The organism is Pseudomyxococcus flavus (assembly GCF_050038885.1).
Lineage (GTDB): Bacteria > Myxococcota > Myxococcia > Myxococcales > Myxococcaceae > Myxococcus > Myxococcus flavus.
Genome location: NZ_CP143624.1, coordinates 5,565,856 through 5,579,658, shown reverse-complemented (window position 1 = coordinate 5,579,658; position 13,803 = coordinate 5,565,856). Strand labels below are relative to the sequence as shown.

Sequence of the window (13,803 nt, the reverse complement as noted above, 5' to 3'; positions counted from 1 at the left end):
CGCCGCCCTTGCGGCCCAGTTCGCAGCTGGCGCGCGGCAGGTGGCCTTTGCACACCACCCTCTGCGACGAACTGACCGCGCTTCAGCACGCGCTGCGCTCGGGGCTCGGTTGCTACTGCGCCCAAGAAGAAGCTGGGGCGCCCTTCCGGTAGCAATGGACAGCGGAGACGACCGTGGAGGTGGAGCACGGGATGTGCCCCGCCCCTTCCTGTCGCTCCGCGCGCCCGCCCGCTCGAGAATCACGAGCGGTCGTTGAGTCGACCTCGGACGCCGTAAGTTCCCGGCCGTGGGTTCAATGCAGCCTTCAGAGAGGCTGTGCGCTCAGGGCACGTACACCTCCGCCGTGGCAAGTTGGTGGCTGCCATCTTCACCACCCACGACGAGAACCCTGCCAGAGGTCAGCAGCGTCGCGGTGTGAGCGCTGCGGGACGCAGCCATGGAATCCGTTGCGGACCAGGAAGAGGTGGCTGGGCTGTACAGCTCCGCAGTGCGGAAATAGCTGCTGCCGTCGCCCCCCGCGACGAGCACCTCGCCCGAAGCGAGCAGCGTGGCGGTGTGGCGGGAGCGGCCCTCGACCATGGGCCCAGCCGCGGACCAGGTGTTGGTGTCTGGATCATACAGCTCCGAGGCAGAGGGTTCGTTGAGCGCTTGCCCCCCTGAGATGAGCACCTCGCCAGAGGGGAGCAGCGTGGCCGCGTGAAGGCCATGGCTCGTCATCATGGTGGCGGCTGGGGCCCACGAATTGGTGCCGGGGTCGTATACCTCGGCGCTGCTCAAGCTCCCGGAGCCATTGTTCCCCCCTGAGACGAGGACCTTGCCCGAGGGGAGCAATGTGGCCGTGTGGCGGAAGCGGGCGGTGCTCATGGGGCTGACGTTGGCCCAGAGGTTGATGAGCGGATCGTACACTTCTGCGGTGGCTAGAGCGTTGGTGCCATCGGTGCCGCCAGTAACGAGCACCTTGCCCGAGGGAAGCAGCGTCATGGTGTGGCCGTAGCGGCCCCCACTCAAGATGCCAGCAAAATACCAGGAGTTGGTCGCGGGATCATACACCTCCGCCCTGGTAGGTGCGCCGACGCCCCCAGTGACGAGCACGTAGCCAACAGAGAGCAACAGGGCGGCGTGAGCAAAGCGGCCATTGGACATGGCGCTGACGGGAGACCAGGAGTTGGTCGCGGGATCGTACAACTCTGCACTGCTCAAGGGGGTCGTCCCATCGCGCCCCCCCACGACGAGCACCTGGCCTGAGTCGAGCAGCGTGGCGGTGTGATGGTCGCGGCTCGTGGACATGGCCCCCGCGGACGTCCACCCAGTGACGCTGAGCTGAGCCTCACCGCTCACGCCATCCAGGGTGGCGGTGATGGTGACGGGCCCACCCGGTGCCACACCGGTGCCCAGGCCCGTGCTGCTCACGGTGGCGATGGCGGTGTCACTCGCCGTCCACGTCGCGCGGCTCGTCACATCGACCGTGGTGCCATCGCTGTAGCGGCCCTCGGCGGTGAACTGCTGTGCCGAGCCCGCGCTCACCGAAGCCATCATGGGGGTGAGATCCAGGGAGGTGAGCACGGGCGGAGGAGAAAGGATGGTGAATTGAGCCGTGCCGCTCACGCCATCCAGGGTGGCGGTGATGGTGACGGGCCCACCCGGCGCCACGCCGGTGCCCAGGCCCGTGCTGCTCACGGTGGCGATGGCGGTGTCACTCGCCGTCCACGTCGCGCGGCTCGTCACATCGACCGTGGTGCCGTCGCTATAGCTGCCCTCGACGGTGAACTGCTGCGTGATGCCCGCGGGCACGGAGACAATGGAAGGTGACACCTGCAGCGAGAGCAGACGGGCGTCGGTGACGTCGAGGGTTGCCTCGCCCGAGGCTTCGTCCGCATTGACGGTGATAATGGCGCTACCGGGCTTGAGAGCCGTCACTTTGACAGTGCCGTCCGGTTGCGGTTCGACTGAGGCCACTTGAGAAGCGGATGATGTCCACTGCTGTGAAGTGGAGGCGTCGAGGTCGACGATGCGGCCATCGTCATAGACCCGCTGAGCCTTCGCGGTGGTCGTCATCCCCGCGGAGATGGTGGCCTCCGCGAGGACGACACGCAGGGAGAAATCGTCTGATGGGGATGGAGAAGGAGACGGACGGTCATCACACCCCATGACTGCCAACGTCAAGCAACAGGCAACAAGCAACAACGATAGGTTTTTCATGCGAAGTGGCTCTGGGTTCATGGTGGGGAAAGACCCAGCCGGCCAGCAGCCAGAGGAGGTGCCGGGGCATGTCAGCTCGGCCACCTCTACTCATAGTGTCAGGGCAATGGCTATTGGACCTAGTGCTTACACTGCGCGGGCTCAGCCCTGGCCCATCCGGTCCACGAACCGCACCAACTCCGCCACCGAGTCCACGTCCAGCTTCTGGATGACGCGGGCGCGGTGCACCTTGATTGTCTTTTCGGTGGTGCCCAGCCGCTGGGCGACCTCTTTGTTGGTCAGCCCCTGGGCCACCAGCGCGCACACCTCGCGCTCGCGGGGAGTGAGGACGGCGTGTCGGGCATGCAGCGCGGCTGTCTCGGCACGGCCGGCACGGGCCGCCGCGTCCTTGGTCAAGGCCTGGGAGATGGCTCCCAGCAGTTGTTGCTCATCAAAGGGCTTGAGGAGGAAGTCCACGGCGCCGGCCTTCATGGCCCTGACGCTGGCCGGCACATCCCCATGGCCCGAGATGAAGATGACAGGCAGGTGGCAATTCTTGAACGCCATGGCCTCCTGCAGCTCCAGCCCGTTCAGCCCCGGCATCCGCAGGTCGAGTACGGCGCAGCCCGGCGTATCCCCGGACAGCTGTGCGAGGAACTCGGAGGGCGAGGTGAAGGGCTTGGTGGCATAGCCCGCGGCCCGCAGCAGTCGCCCCAGTCCCCGCAGCACGGACTCATCGTCGTCCACGAGGAAGATGGTGGCGGGGACTTGTGTCATGGCGAGGACTCCGTGTGCGCTGCGGGAAGCACGCACCGTAGCAGGGCCCCTTGCCCGGGAGGGCTCTCGGCCTGCAAGCGGCCGCCGTGCGCCTCGACGATGGAGCGGCTGATGGACAGCCCCATGCCAAGCCCTTGCTCCTTGGTGGAGTAGAAGGGCTCGAAGATGAGGGGTAGCTGTGAGGGCTCGATCCCTCGCCCCGAGTCCTGCACGCTCAGCTCCACCTGCCCCGGACCTGGCGAGGCGGTACGGACCTGCAGCTGGCGCTGGCCCGCCGGGACATCGGCCATGGCATCCATGGCGTTGATGAGCAGGTTGAGCACCACCTGTTGGAGCTGGATGCCGTCCCCCTGGACGGAGGGCAGCGACGGGGCCAGCGCCAGTTGGAGGGTCGCGCCGCGCAGGTACATGTCGTTGTTCAGCAGGCGCACCACCTCGCACACCAGGTCATTGAGCGAATGGAGCTCCTGCCGGGGCTCCCCTCGCTTGAGCAGCGCGCGCATGCGGTGGATGACTTCGCCAGCGCGCTTGTCATCGGAGATGATGTCCCCGAGGGCCTCGCGCACCTCGTCCAACTCCGCAGGGGTGGCGTTCAGCAGGCGGCGTGCGGCCTGGGCATTGCTGAGAATTGCGGCCAGGGGCTGGTTGAGCTCGTGAGCCAGTGAGGCGGTCAGTTCGCCCAGGGCGGCCACCCGGCTCACATGGGCCAGCTGCTCCAGGGTTCGACGTGCCTCCAGCTCCGCGAGCTTCTCCAAGCGTTGGCGCTCGAGGAGCTCGGCCTGGGCAAGCATGCGGCGGCGCCGCTCCACGACGAGCCCACCGACCACCAGCGCCTGCAGACCGGTGATCGTCAGGGCGCCCAGGACCCACCAGCGATAGCGCTCCCAGAACGAGGGCTCGTCGAAGGCGAGCTGCACTCCGGGAGGCACCTGTTCGCGGGGGATGTTCCAGCGCCGCAGCGCTCGGGCATCGACCGTTAGCGTATCCACGGATGCAGGTTTCAGGGGCGCGAGGAATTCCTCCTGCTCTCCGCGCAACACGCTGGAGGTGAGCATGCCCAGTTGTTGGCCCACGGCCTCGTAGCTGACGAGCGCTCCGCCGACGAACCCCAGCCCCAGGACGGTGTCGTGGAGGGCAAAGCAGGGCCGGTTGCTGGCGGAGAGCAACATGCGTGCGATATCGCGCCCAACGAAAGGCCTCCCGCTCGGATCGGTCATGAAGGTGAAGGTGAGAACAGCGGTGTCGTCAGGCAGGGTCCTCGCGCGCTCGAGCAACTCGGCCAGCGGCAGATTGCTCAGGTCGATGAGCTCCAGCCCCCGCTGCGCCAGTAACGGTTGCAGCTCTCGCACCATCTGCTCCTGCTGAGCGCGCTCCCAGGGGCTGGAGCCGTTGACGAGCGCAAGCCTCCGCGTGCTGGGGAGCAGCTGCAGGGCGAGCTCCGCGGTGGCCCGCATGTCATAATGAATCCAGAGGCCCGCCACCCGCTCCGGGCGAGGCTGCTGCTCCCAGAGCTGACCATCCTCGGAGAGAGCGATCATCGGGATATCCGGCCACAACTCCTGGCGCAGTTGCAGGACCAACTGGATAGCGTCGGAGCGGAAGGCGATAAGGGCATCCGGCCGGCGCTCCCGGTACTTGGCCAGATACCAGGTGTGCAGGGCGTGTGTGTAGGCGGGCCCGCGGGCCCACCCCAGATCCAAGCTCTCGACATCCAGCGTTAGCGGGCCGTCCTGGGCCTCCCACAAGGAGGAGCGGAGACTGGCGACGAGCGTCGCCATGGCAGGCAGCGCCGTATCCTCGGGAATGAGCAGGAGCACGGACTTTCCAGCTGGACGCGCCTCCTGGGCAACCGCCTGGGTGGGCAGCAACGATACGACGCAGAAGACAAAGAGGATGCGCCAGGACATGGTGGACACTCTGCACGTAGGAAATCACCGTGTCCCCTTCCAGCGCGGTTGCTCGGGTCGGGGCGCACCGGACGGCCAGCCATCAGTCGTAGCAGATTGGCAGAGTGACGGTGCCGGGGTTCTCCATGGCGGCGTGGGCGGCGCGCAGCAGGTAATCCCCCGGGTCTTCGCCACGCAGCTTGGCCATCTCAATCAGCAGGAGAAGAAGGCAGCTCCCTGAGTGCCTCTTTCGGACTTGCTGCCATCGTGGTTCTTCCCCTTCCAGAAGGCGCTGCCCGGAAGACGAGGTGGCGGGACGTCTCACAACTCGCGGAGGCAGACGGACGCATGTCAGGGACTCGGGGTCCATGGCACTCAAGTGTTTGGCGACTGGTGGTCAGACGAAGTTGGCCATCCACGTGTTGCGCGCCGAGCGCCAGGGAGTGTGGATTGATATCATGCATTCGATGAGGGGGACGGCCCATTGAGGGCTACATCCTGCCCCCTGGGGAGGCACTCGATGCGAAGCCGTTCCGAAGTGCTGCGTTCGTGGGGGCTGCGCGTGATGCTGGCCCTGTCACTGGGAGCATGTGGTGTGGAGTCCCCGGAGGAGCAGGCTCGTCTTCTGGAGGATGGGGCGTCGCAAGAGGACAACGGGGCGTTGACGCGTGAGCGCCCGGAAGCCTCGTTGACGTGGGACCCGTATGCGGACGCCGTGGCATCGGGCACCACGGCGACAGTGCTCAACGCGAGAGCAGCGCTGGGCGCTCCGGACGGGCAGGCTGCGACGCTGCTGGGCTTGCTCAACGCGGCGCTGGTGCTGGACCTGGGCCAGGGAGAGGAAGGCACCGGCGACCTGCGCGTCTACTACCAGGGGCTGTCATTGGCGCTGGTGGCGCAGGTGGACTTCCTGAAGGCGGATGGGACCTACATCGGCTCCAGCTCGTTGCACCTGGTGGAGTTGGGCCTGGGGACGCACGTGGCGGTGGCGACGTACTCGGGGAACGTGCCCTATCGCTACGTGCGGCTGAGGGGCACAGTGCTCGCGCTCTACCTGGTGGACGCGGTGGAGACGTCACTACGGGCCGTTTGTGGTGATGGGGTGCTGGGCGGGTTCGAAACGTGTGACGACGGCAACCAGCGCTCTACAGACGGCTGTAGCAGTGTCTGTGAGGTGGAGCCGGGCTACACGTGCACAGGGCAGCCAAGCGTTTGCGACGACAACTCAGCGCCCAGGGTCGAGGACGTCCACGCGACCACCTCCGAGGACATCCCGGTGGACATCACCATCTCCGCGGTGGACCCGGATGGAGACGTGCTCGACTTCTCCTTCACCCTGCCCGGCCATGGGATGCTCACGGGTACGGGGGCGGCGGTGACGTATACCCCGAACGCGAACTTCGCCGGAGAGGACGCCTTCCAGGTCACGGTCTCCGACGGCAAGAAGCAGACAACGGCCACCGTCTCGGTCCTGGTGACCCCGGTCAACGACGCACCCGTGGCCTCCTCTGTCTCTGTGACGGTGAGCTACAACACGCCGACGCTCATCACGCTGGCGGCCACGGACGTGGATGGGGATGCGCTCACGTTCACCGTGGCGGCTCCCGCTCACGGAACCCTGTCCGGGACGGGCGCCGTGGTGCTCTACACACCGGCCGCGGACTTCCAAGGGGAGGACCCATTCACCTTCACGGCCACCGACGGCACGCTGCCCTCCAATACCGCCACGGTCAGCCTCACCGTCAGGGGACCGCCTGTCTGCGGCGACGGCTACATCGACTCGGGTGAGGTGTGTGACGACGGCAACCGCGTCGCGGGAGACGGCTGCAGAGCGGACTGCCAGGGCGTGGAGGTATGCGGCGACGGCCTGGTCGACAGCGTGACGGGAGAGCAATGCGATGATGGCGGCACGACTCCCGGGGATGGCTGCGACGCCGCGTGCCAACTGGATGCGTTCTCGAATGTGCCCCCCACACTCATCAGTGGAACAATGAACTGCACCACCGCCAACTCGAATCCAGGCCGCAAGGCGGCGGTGGATGCACTGGGGCGCTTCTACGTCGCCATGAACTGTGGTGGCGCGGTCCATGTCAGCGTGAGCGTGGACCGTGGCCGCACCTGGGTAGGGCCCACTCCCCTGGGCATCACCAACGCGGCTGAAGTCGCGATTGAAGGCGGCCCCACCGGGGTCGCCTATGTCGCCGCCACCAGCGCGGGCACGCTGATGTTCACCCGGACCGTCGACGCGGGAGCAAGCTGGGAAGCACCGCGAATCCTCAGCCCGGCGGCCAGTCCTACCCTCAGTCTGGATTCCAGGGGCGACGCCCTCTACATCTCCGTCTCGCAAGGCTCCGCGGGGGTGCGCGTCCTGCAGAACTTCACGCGAGGCGCGAACGACTTCAGCGCGACGGACGTAGACCAGGACAATGCCTTCTTCGACATCATCGTTGACAAGGTCAGCGGAGATGTCTTCTCGGTGAGCGACGACCCCTCCTTCCGCATCCGCCGCAGCAGCGACCAGGGGACCACCTTCGGCCCGCCGAGCTCCCCACCGGGGCAGGCGTTCTTCTCGGACTGGACGGGCTCCAACGGCTTCATCTACGCCACAGGCTCCTTTGGAGACGACAACGTGGACGTCATCCCGATGTCCGAGCCGGGGACGAGCACCCAGGTGCCGGGCCTCCCCACGGACATCAGTCCCGCGCCCCTCCGGACGATTGACGCGGACGCGCTCGGCAACGGCTACATCGCGTCCCAGCGGGGGACGGGCGACATCCAGCTGGACCGGATGCTCGTGGGGGCCGCCATGATTCTGGCCACGGATGCCAGGACTGTAGGCCCAGGCGCCGCGCCAGCAGTCGCGGCGCTTCCGTCGAACGGCGGCGCCCTGGTGGCCTTCACGAACGGCACCAGGGTCTACGCCTCAGTGGTGGTGTACTGAGTCAATGGGGGCCCCTGATGCGCGCCGTCCATGTCGTACGAGCGGCGCGCATCCAGGCCGGAGAGGGCCTTGCCTTCAGGCCAGTGCGCTCCGAGCGCTGGCCGGTAGCGCCCTGTCACCGCGCGTTCCCCGAATCACAGGGGCGCCGAGCGGGGCGAGCTTGCCCTTGACTCGGCGGGGCATGCGGTAGCCGGCGCCCTGGAAAACCAGTCGAGCCGATGACCAGGAACCTGCGCTTCCGCACGACCGCCAACAAGGGAACCAGCTGTGCTGAGAGACTCACCTGCCCACCAGGAGCAGTTGTGCATGATGCGCACATTCCGCCCCCTGGAAGAAAGTGGGCGAGCCTTGCAGACCAGAGCCCACCAGCCCAATGAGGCCCGGAACCGGCGCGCCTGCGAAGTCAGCTCCAGCGGCAGCGGCGGAGCTAGCGTTGGACGGGAAGTAGCATAGGCTTGAGTCACATCGTTCTCTCTCTGGAAGGCGCCCTTGGAACTCCCCTTGACTCCTGCCCTGCGCATCAAGCTGGGCAAGCGCGCCGGCGTCACCAGCGGCTTGCTCGGCGTACTGTGCGTGTGCGCCGAATTCTGTTTCTTGTTTCCCCACCTGCTGGTGTCCAACGACAGCCGGGCCTTCTACGTGGAGCACCTGGGGCTGTTTCGGGGCGTCCTCCAGGCGGCCATCGTTGCCACCTTCGCGCTGGGAGCCTTCAGCGTGCTCACCCTGCGCTCCAAGGCGCATGGCGGCATTGCCATGCTGCTCGCGATGGTAGCCCTGCTGCTTGGCGGTAGCGAGGCGGAGCCACTCACCCATCAGCCGCGTGCGCTGAGCGCGGGACTGGATTACTTCGCGCTGGAGCTCCTCGTGCTGGGGCTGCTGTTCATTCCCATGGAGCGGCTTTGGGAGCTCCGCCCTCAGCGCATCTTCCGGGAGGGGTGGCAGACGGACCTCAAGCACTTCTTTGTCAGCCACGTGGGTGTGCAGCTCATCTCCTTCATGGTGCTGATTCCAGTGCAGGTCTTCTTCTCCTGGGCGGTACGCATGGATTTCCAGGCGCACGTAGCCGCCCAGCCGGTGTGGCTGCAGTTCTTCGAAATCCTCGTGGCGGTGGACCTGGTGAGCTACTGGGTGCACCGCGCCTTCCACCAGGTGCCATGGATGTGGAGGTTCCACGCCATCCACCACTCCAGTCTTCAGATGGATTGGCTGGCCAGCTCGCGCTCGCACCTGGTGGACGTGCTCGTCAACCGAATCGCGGGATTCGTGCCGGTGTTCCTGATGGGCTTCAGCCCGTCCGCCATCTATGGCTACCTCGTCTTCGTGTCCTTCCACGCCGTGTACATCCACGCCAACGTGAACCACCGCTGGCCCTTGAGGTGGACCCCATCGGCTGGACCACTTTGGGGCAATCCATCTTTGCGCCTGAGCCGACGGTGAGAGTGTGTTGATACGTCGTCGTCGTGGTCGTGTCGAGGGGGGCGCGGGGGGAGACTCGTAACCTGTGGATAGCTGTGGAGGCCTGTGGAGTCACGCCGCGTGCTCGATGAGGCCGGTGCGGTAGACATGCATGGGCGTGCGGTACCCGAGCGCCTGGTGCGGGCGCTCAAGGTTGTAGAAGCGCAGCCAGCGGCCCACGCCCGCCCAGGCCTGGCGCACGTCGGCGTAGGCGTTGAGATAGACCTCCTCGTACTTGAGGCTGCGCCAGAGCCGCTCGACGAAGATGTTGTCCACGCACCGGCCCTTGCCGTCCATGCTGATGCGCACCTGCTGCCCCTTGAGCACCGCGAGCCAGTCCTTGTCCGTGAACTGCGCCCCCTGGTCGGTGTTGAAGATGCTGGGAGGTCCATGGTGGCGCAGGGCCTCTTCGAGAGCCTCGATGCAGAAGTCCGTCGAGAGCGTGTTGGACACGCGCCAGGCCAGCACCACCCGGCTGAACCAGTCCATGATGGCCACCAGGTACGCCCACCCGTACGCCAGCGGCACGTACGTGATGTCGGCCGCCCAGGCCTGGTTCGGCTTCACGATAGCCAGCCCTCGAAGCAGGTACGGGTAGACGGGATGCTCCGGGTGGGGCCGGCTGGTATGCGGCCCAGGTGCCATCCCCTCCAGGCCCATGAGGCGCATGAGCCGCTGCACGCGCTTGCGGTTCACCTCGTACCCCTCGTGCTGGAGCACCACCGTCATGCGGCGGCTGCCGTAGAAGGGCCGCGCCAGGTACAGCTCGTCGATGCGGCGCATGAGCTGGAGCTCCTCGGCGTTCACTTCGATGGGCTGGTAGTAGAGCCCCGAGCGCGAGACCTGGAGCAGGTCGCACTGCTTGCGCACCGAGAGCGTGTCGAGTCCGGGCTGCACCATCGCTCGCCTCTCGCTCAGCGGGAGCGCTGCAGCCCGCGCGCTAAAAAATCGCGCTCCACCGTCAGCTCGCCGATTTTCCGCAGCAGTTCGTCCTGCACCTTCTCGGCGTCCCGCCCCGCGGCCTCGGTGGTGAAGGCCGTGGCCGCCTTCTCCAGCAGCTGCTTCTTCCACTGGCCCACCAGCACCGGGTGCACCCCGTGCCGGCGCCCCAGCTGCGCCAGGCTCTCCTTCTCCTGCAGCGCCTCCAGCGCTACGCGCGCCTTGAACTCCGGGTCGAACCGCTTCTTGTTCCTCTGCTTCATGGCCGTTCTCCTACGTGGGAGTCGGCTCAAAACGCAAAGATGGGGGTGGTCCAAAAAACGGGGTCCACTTCACCTATCTGCGCTGGGTGTTCGCGACACCGGAATTCCACCACTGGCATCACACGTCGGATGAGGAAGGAATCGACAAGAACTTCGCCGTCTTCCTGTCGTTCATCGATGCGCTCTTCGGCACTGCTCACCTACCGGCCCACTGGCCGTCGCGCTATGGAACAACGAAATTCCAGCCCCCGGAGACATACCTGGGGCAGCTCGTCTACCCGTTCCAACGGAACGAAGAGACGCCCTACGGATAGGCTGAGTATCCGTGAGCGTCGCCCGCGTCCGTCGCGCTCCCGCGGTGCCTACCCTAATCCGGCCGCTGCGCCCTGAGCGCATCAGGGCCACATTCGGCAGTGCGTCAAGGCGCTGGGACATCACGGACGAACAGGGCGCACCGAAGTGCTCAGCTCCACGCGCACCGCTTCGCGTGGCGGTTCATCGCAGCTGAAGGGAAACTCGTGGAGAAAGCCCGTTCACGCTGGCCGGGGAGCATGGGCGCGATGCATCAAAGCTGGAGCAGGGCCTGCAGCAGCAGGCCGATGCATTCCTGGTGAAGCAGCCGCGATGACGCTGGCCCGCCACTGCCCCCGGTTGATTGTGTCTGCCCGGCAGTACTGGCATGATTGTCACCCTGGCGGCTTCCGAGTCGCCCGGTGTTGGGCGTTTCCCGCCAGGCAGGAGGAGATGGTTATGACCAGATCGTCTAAGTCGAAGCGGTTCCAGACGCAGCTTGAGGCACTCGACAGCGTACTGCCTGCCTCCACAGTGTCCGACCCCGGTGCGCCAATGGCTCCGAAGATCAACGAGGGCAACGACCGGTTCGGCGGCTACCCCTGAGCCCGTCGGTCGATCGCGATGTTGCACGCCGACCTTGCGTTCGACGACCTTTCAGCTCCCCTTGGCCTCATCGAGGGGGGCTTTTCCATCGGCCGCTCGCGGGTCTTGCTCGTGCAGCACCGGATGCTGCGGGCCGTGCTCCTGGAGGGCGCCGATCGAATCGTCGCCATTGTCCTAGAGCGCTTCGCCGACGATCCGGAAGGGCTCGAGCATGTCGTCGGCGCTACGGAAGGCCTGATCCAGGCGCACCTCGACGACCTCGAGAACTACCCACTTGATTTCGCCGCGTTGACCATCGACCGTCGGCGGCGCGCAATCCGATACACAGCTTCGCCGACGATATCGATCCCGGTCTATTGCCTCGCGACCGAGGGCCGCGCTCGCTTCGATTGGGACTATGCCCGCCTGCTCGGCACCGGCCCCCACGAGTTCGTGTGGGATTACGTGCTCGCCCACATTGCCGGCATCTCCACATATGGCCCGGCGACGATTTTATCGGGGCTATATCGCGCCACGGCAGGGGCGACGCTGGTGGTTACCACAGCGGGGGTGGATGCCGTTCTGCCGGAACCGGTGCGCCACGACGGTCCACGCGAGATTCCGCCCGGTGTCGACGTCGAGGCGTTGTTCCGCGAAACGGTGATCTCGATCCTCGACGCGCGCCCCCTTGACCCGCGGCGAACCGCGGTGGAGTTGAGCGGCGGTATGGACTCGGCGCTGACCGCGCTCGCCACAGCGCACGTGACCGGCGACGGCGCGATGAGCATTGGCGCGCAGTTCGACGGCGCGATGGGGGAAGCGCAACGCGCGCGCCGTCTGCTGCTGTGCCGCGCTGGCGGCTTCGCCGACCTTTCCCTGCCGGCCGGGCGCTATGCTCCCTTCGCCCCGCAGAGCTTGCGGCGACTCCGCTATCAGGTGTGGCCAGAAGATGAGAACTACCCGGAAATCTTCGAGGCCGCATTTCACATGCTGCGCTCCGCGGGTATCGACACGCTCGTCTCGGGATTCGGTGGGGACGAACTCTATTTCGCGTATCGAGGTGAAGCCGGGGAAGAGGAGGTCGCAGCCGAGCCGCCGGCGTGCCCGTTCCTCACAGCCCGCGGCATGGCGACTGCGCTCAGCGCGCGCAGCACCTATCCGTCGGCCTGGCTGCAGCAGACCTGTTGGCAGAGTGCCGCGAGCCAATCGCAACGCTTGCTGCGGTACGGTCTGTGGCCGGTCTACCCCTATCTGAACGTCGCCCTGGCGCGATTTGTCTCACGCTTGCCCGCGGCATTCCGGCGCGACCGCCGCATACTGCGCCAGACGCTGACCAAGTGGCTGGGCGATCCGGCGTTCGAGTCGGCGTACGCCAAGGAGAGCTTCGACCCGGTGGCGCGACGCGGCATCGCCGAAAACCGCGCCTATCTGCGACAGCTCGTCGAACACTCTCCGCTATCGCGCCATGCTGAGATCGACACCGCGGCGATTCTCGCGGCGCTGGCCAGCGACATCGACCGGCTCGATCGGGCCAGCTACAACGCGCTGTTCCGATTCCTTAAGCTCGCCTGCTTCTTCCAGACCGACCGCCCTCTCGACTGAGCATTCTGGAGAAAGGGCATCCAGCCGCCGAAGAGGCGAGACTGACGATGCGGCGGCGGACAATGGTGGCGGCAGCCGCAATCAGCTTCCAGGGCACGGCAGGGGCCGCGTCACTGAGTGGCTGCATGGCGGCGGCGCTGGCGGTGCCGTCATCACCCGCGCGGACCTGATGCAGCTTCTCGACGGATCCGCCGGCACCGGCGTTGCCCGAGGCCCGTGACGTCCTGGCCCAGAAGCACCTTTCCGAGGTTTCGAAGGACGAGCTCGCCACGTACTTGCAGGTGCAGGTACTCACCTTGCAGTTGAACGAGGCGTTCTCCCCACAGAGCGAGTCCACCTTGCGCCAGACCTCGATGGGCATGTCCTCGAACTCGTCCTCGTACAGGTGCAGCATGTCTCCCTTGACGGCGAACGCATAACGGAAGGTCTCGCTGAAGGAGCCTCTTCGGTAGGCGCTCGTTGTGGTGATGACCATGGGGCCCCCATCCACCTTCCAGGTCCCCAGGATGCTCCCCCAGAGTTTGCCCACAATGAGGACGGACTTACCCTTGATGAGCAGGGCACGCGCGTTCTCCGAGCCGCGATCCAGGCGGTACAGGCCATCACGCACCGAGCCTCCGTTCAGCGCAGGGGGCATCCGTCACCGGCGTGCTGTCCGACTTCCACGAGGTACACCACCCGACCGCGTCGCACTTGAGGGCGGAGTCCGAACTGTCTCCATCCCCGTGTGCCTACCCAGACTTCGGTCGCTGCGTCACGGGGGGCATCGAGTCTGCATCCGGCAGTGCGACAAGACAGGCAAGGTCATCGACCCGGCCGGACAAGACGGGCCGGGCCCGCCGCCTGCTTCAGACTGGGCGCTGCCCCGGTGCACGGCCACCGGCGC

10 protein-coding genes are annotated in these 13,803 nt (G+C 66.3%); 5 read left to right on the top strand and 5 right to left on the bottom strand.

Features of this window, described 5'->3' with window-relative positions; translation table 11 throughout:
• Nucleotides 1-321: 321 nt before the first annotated feature.
• From VZL07_RS23240 to VZL07_RS23230, 3 genes are all read right to left on the bottom strand, one after another.
• Nucleotides 322-2,199 (bottom strand): kelch repeat-containing protein, encoded by a 1,878-nt coding sequence (locus VZL07_RS23240; RefSeq protein ID WP_426749803.1) that lies wholly within the window; start codon nt 2,197-2,199, stop codon nt 322-324.
• A gap of 141 nt (nt 2,200-2,340) precedes the next feature.
• Nucleotides 2,341-2,955 carry a response regulator transcription factor gene (locus VZL07_RS23235; protein ID WP_426749802.1) on the bottom strand — a complete coding sequence of 205 codons (615 nt, stop codon included), beginning with the start codon at nt 2,953-2,955 and terminating at the stop codon, nt 2,341-2,343.
• Nucleotides 2,952-4,862 carry a sensor histidine kinase gene (locus VZL07_RS23230; protein WP_426749801.1) on the bottom strand — a complete coding sequence of 637 codons (1,911 nt, stop codon included), beginning with the start codon at nt 4,860-4,862 and terminating at the stop codon, nt 2,952-2,954. The genes VZL07_RS23235 and VZL07_RS23230 overlap by 4 nt, the downstream gene beginning before the upstream one ends.
• A gap of 499 nt (nt 4,863-5,361) precedes the next feature.
• Here VZL07_RS23230 and VZL07_RS23225 point away from each other — a divergent pair, with 499 nt between their 5' ends.
• Together VZL07_RS23225 and VZL07_RS23220 are read left to right on the top strand one after the other, a co-directional pair.
• Nucleotides 5,362-7,782, top strand: coding sequence for an Ig-like domain-containing protein (locus tag VZL07_RS23225; RefSeq protein WP_426749800.1), 2,421 nt, complete (start codon nt 5,362-5,364; stop codon nt 7,780-7,782).
• Nucleotides 7,783-8,283: 501 nt separating this feature from the next.
• Nucleotides 8,284-9,219, top strand: coding sequence for a sterol desaturase family protein (locus VZL07_RS23220; RefSeq protein ID WP_426749799.1), 936 nt, complete (start codon nt 8,284-8,286; stop codon nt 9,217-9,219).
• Nucleotides 9,220-9,309: 90 nt separating this feature from the next.
• On the opposite strand, the gene VZL07_RS23215 is transcribed toward VZL07_RS23220, so the two are convergent.
• A protein-coding gene (locus VZL07_RS23215; RefSeq protein WP_426749735.1) for an IS3 family transposase occupies nt 9,310-10,439 on the bottom strand; the annotation gives its coding sequence in 2 pieces (ribosomal slippage) (nt 9,310-10,157 and nt 10,157-10,439; 1,131 coding nt in all).
• Between the two features lie 86 nt (nt 10,440-10,525).
• On the opposite strand from VZL07_RS23215, the gene VZL07_RS23210 reads away from it, so the two are divergent.
• The 3 genes from VZL07_RS23210 (at nt 10,526) to VZL07_RS23200 (ending at nt 12,917) form a co-directional block, all read left to right on the top strand.
• Nucleotides 10,526-10,753, top strand: coding sequence for a sterol desaturase family protein (locus VZL07_RS23210; RefSeq protein WP_426749798.1), 228 nt, complete (start codon nt 10,526-10,528; stop codon nt 10,751-10,753).
• Between the two features lie 436 nt (nt 10,754-11,189).
• Nucleotides 11,190-11,336: a hypothetical protein gene (locus tag VZL07_RS23205; RefSeq protein WP_426749797.1), complete on the top strand. Its 147-nt coding sequence runs from the start codon at nt 11,190-11,192 to the stop codon at nt 11,334-11,336.
• Between the two features lie 18 nt (nt 11,337-11,354).
• Complete coding sequence (locus VZL07_RS23200; protein WP_426749796.1) at nt 11,355-12,917, top strand: asparagine synthase; 1,563 nt, start codon at nt 11,355-11,357, stop codon at nt 12,915-12,917.
• On the opposite strand, the gene VZL07_RS23195 is transcribed toward VZL07_RS23200, so the two are convergent.
• Nucleotides 12,874-13,527 (bottom strand): hypothetical protein, encoded by a 654-nt coding sequence (locus tag VZL07_RS23195; RefSeq protein WP_426749795.1) that lies wholly within the window; start codon nt 13,525-13,527, stop codon nt 12,874-12,876. The genes VZL07_RS23200 and VZL07_RS23195 overlap by 44 nt on opposite strands.
• Nucleotides 13,528-13,803 lie beyond the last annotated feature (276 nt).

Bases quoted from the DNA above. Each gene is read 5' to 3' on its own strand.
- VZL07_RS23240 (WP_426749803.1), bottom strand. From the start codon at position 2,199: ATGAAAAACCTATCGTTGTTGCTTGTTGCCTGTTGCTTGACGTTGGCA.
- VZL07_RS23235 (WP_426749802.1), bottom strand. From the start codon at position 2,955: ATGACACAAGTCCCCGCCACCATCTTCCTCGTGGACGACGATGAGTCC.
- VZL07_RS23230 (WP_426749801.1), bottom strand. From the start codon at position 4,862: ATGTCCTGGCGCATCCTCTTTGTCTTCTGCGTCGTATCGTTGCTGCCC.
- VZL07_RS23225 (WP_426749800.1), top strand. From the start codon at position 5,362: ATGCGAAGCCGTTCCGAAGTGCTGCGTTCGTGGGGGCTGCGCGTGATG.
- VZL07_RS23205 (WP_426749797.1), top strand. From the start codon at position 11,190: ATGACCAGATCGTCTAAGTCGAAGCGGTTCCAGACGCAGCTTGAGGCA.
- VZL07_RS23200 (WP_426749796.1), top strand. From the start codon at position 11,355: ATGTTGCACGCCGACCTTGCGTTCGACGACCTTTCAGCTCCCCTTGGC.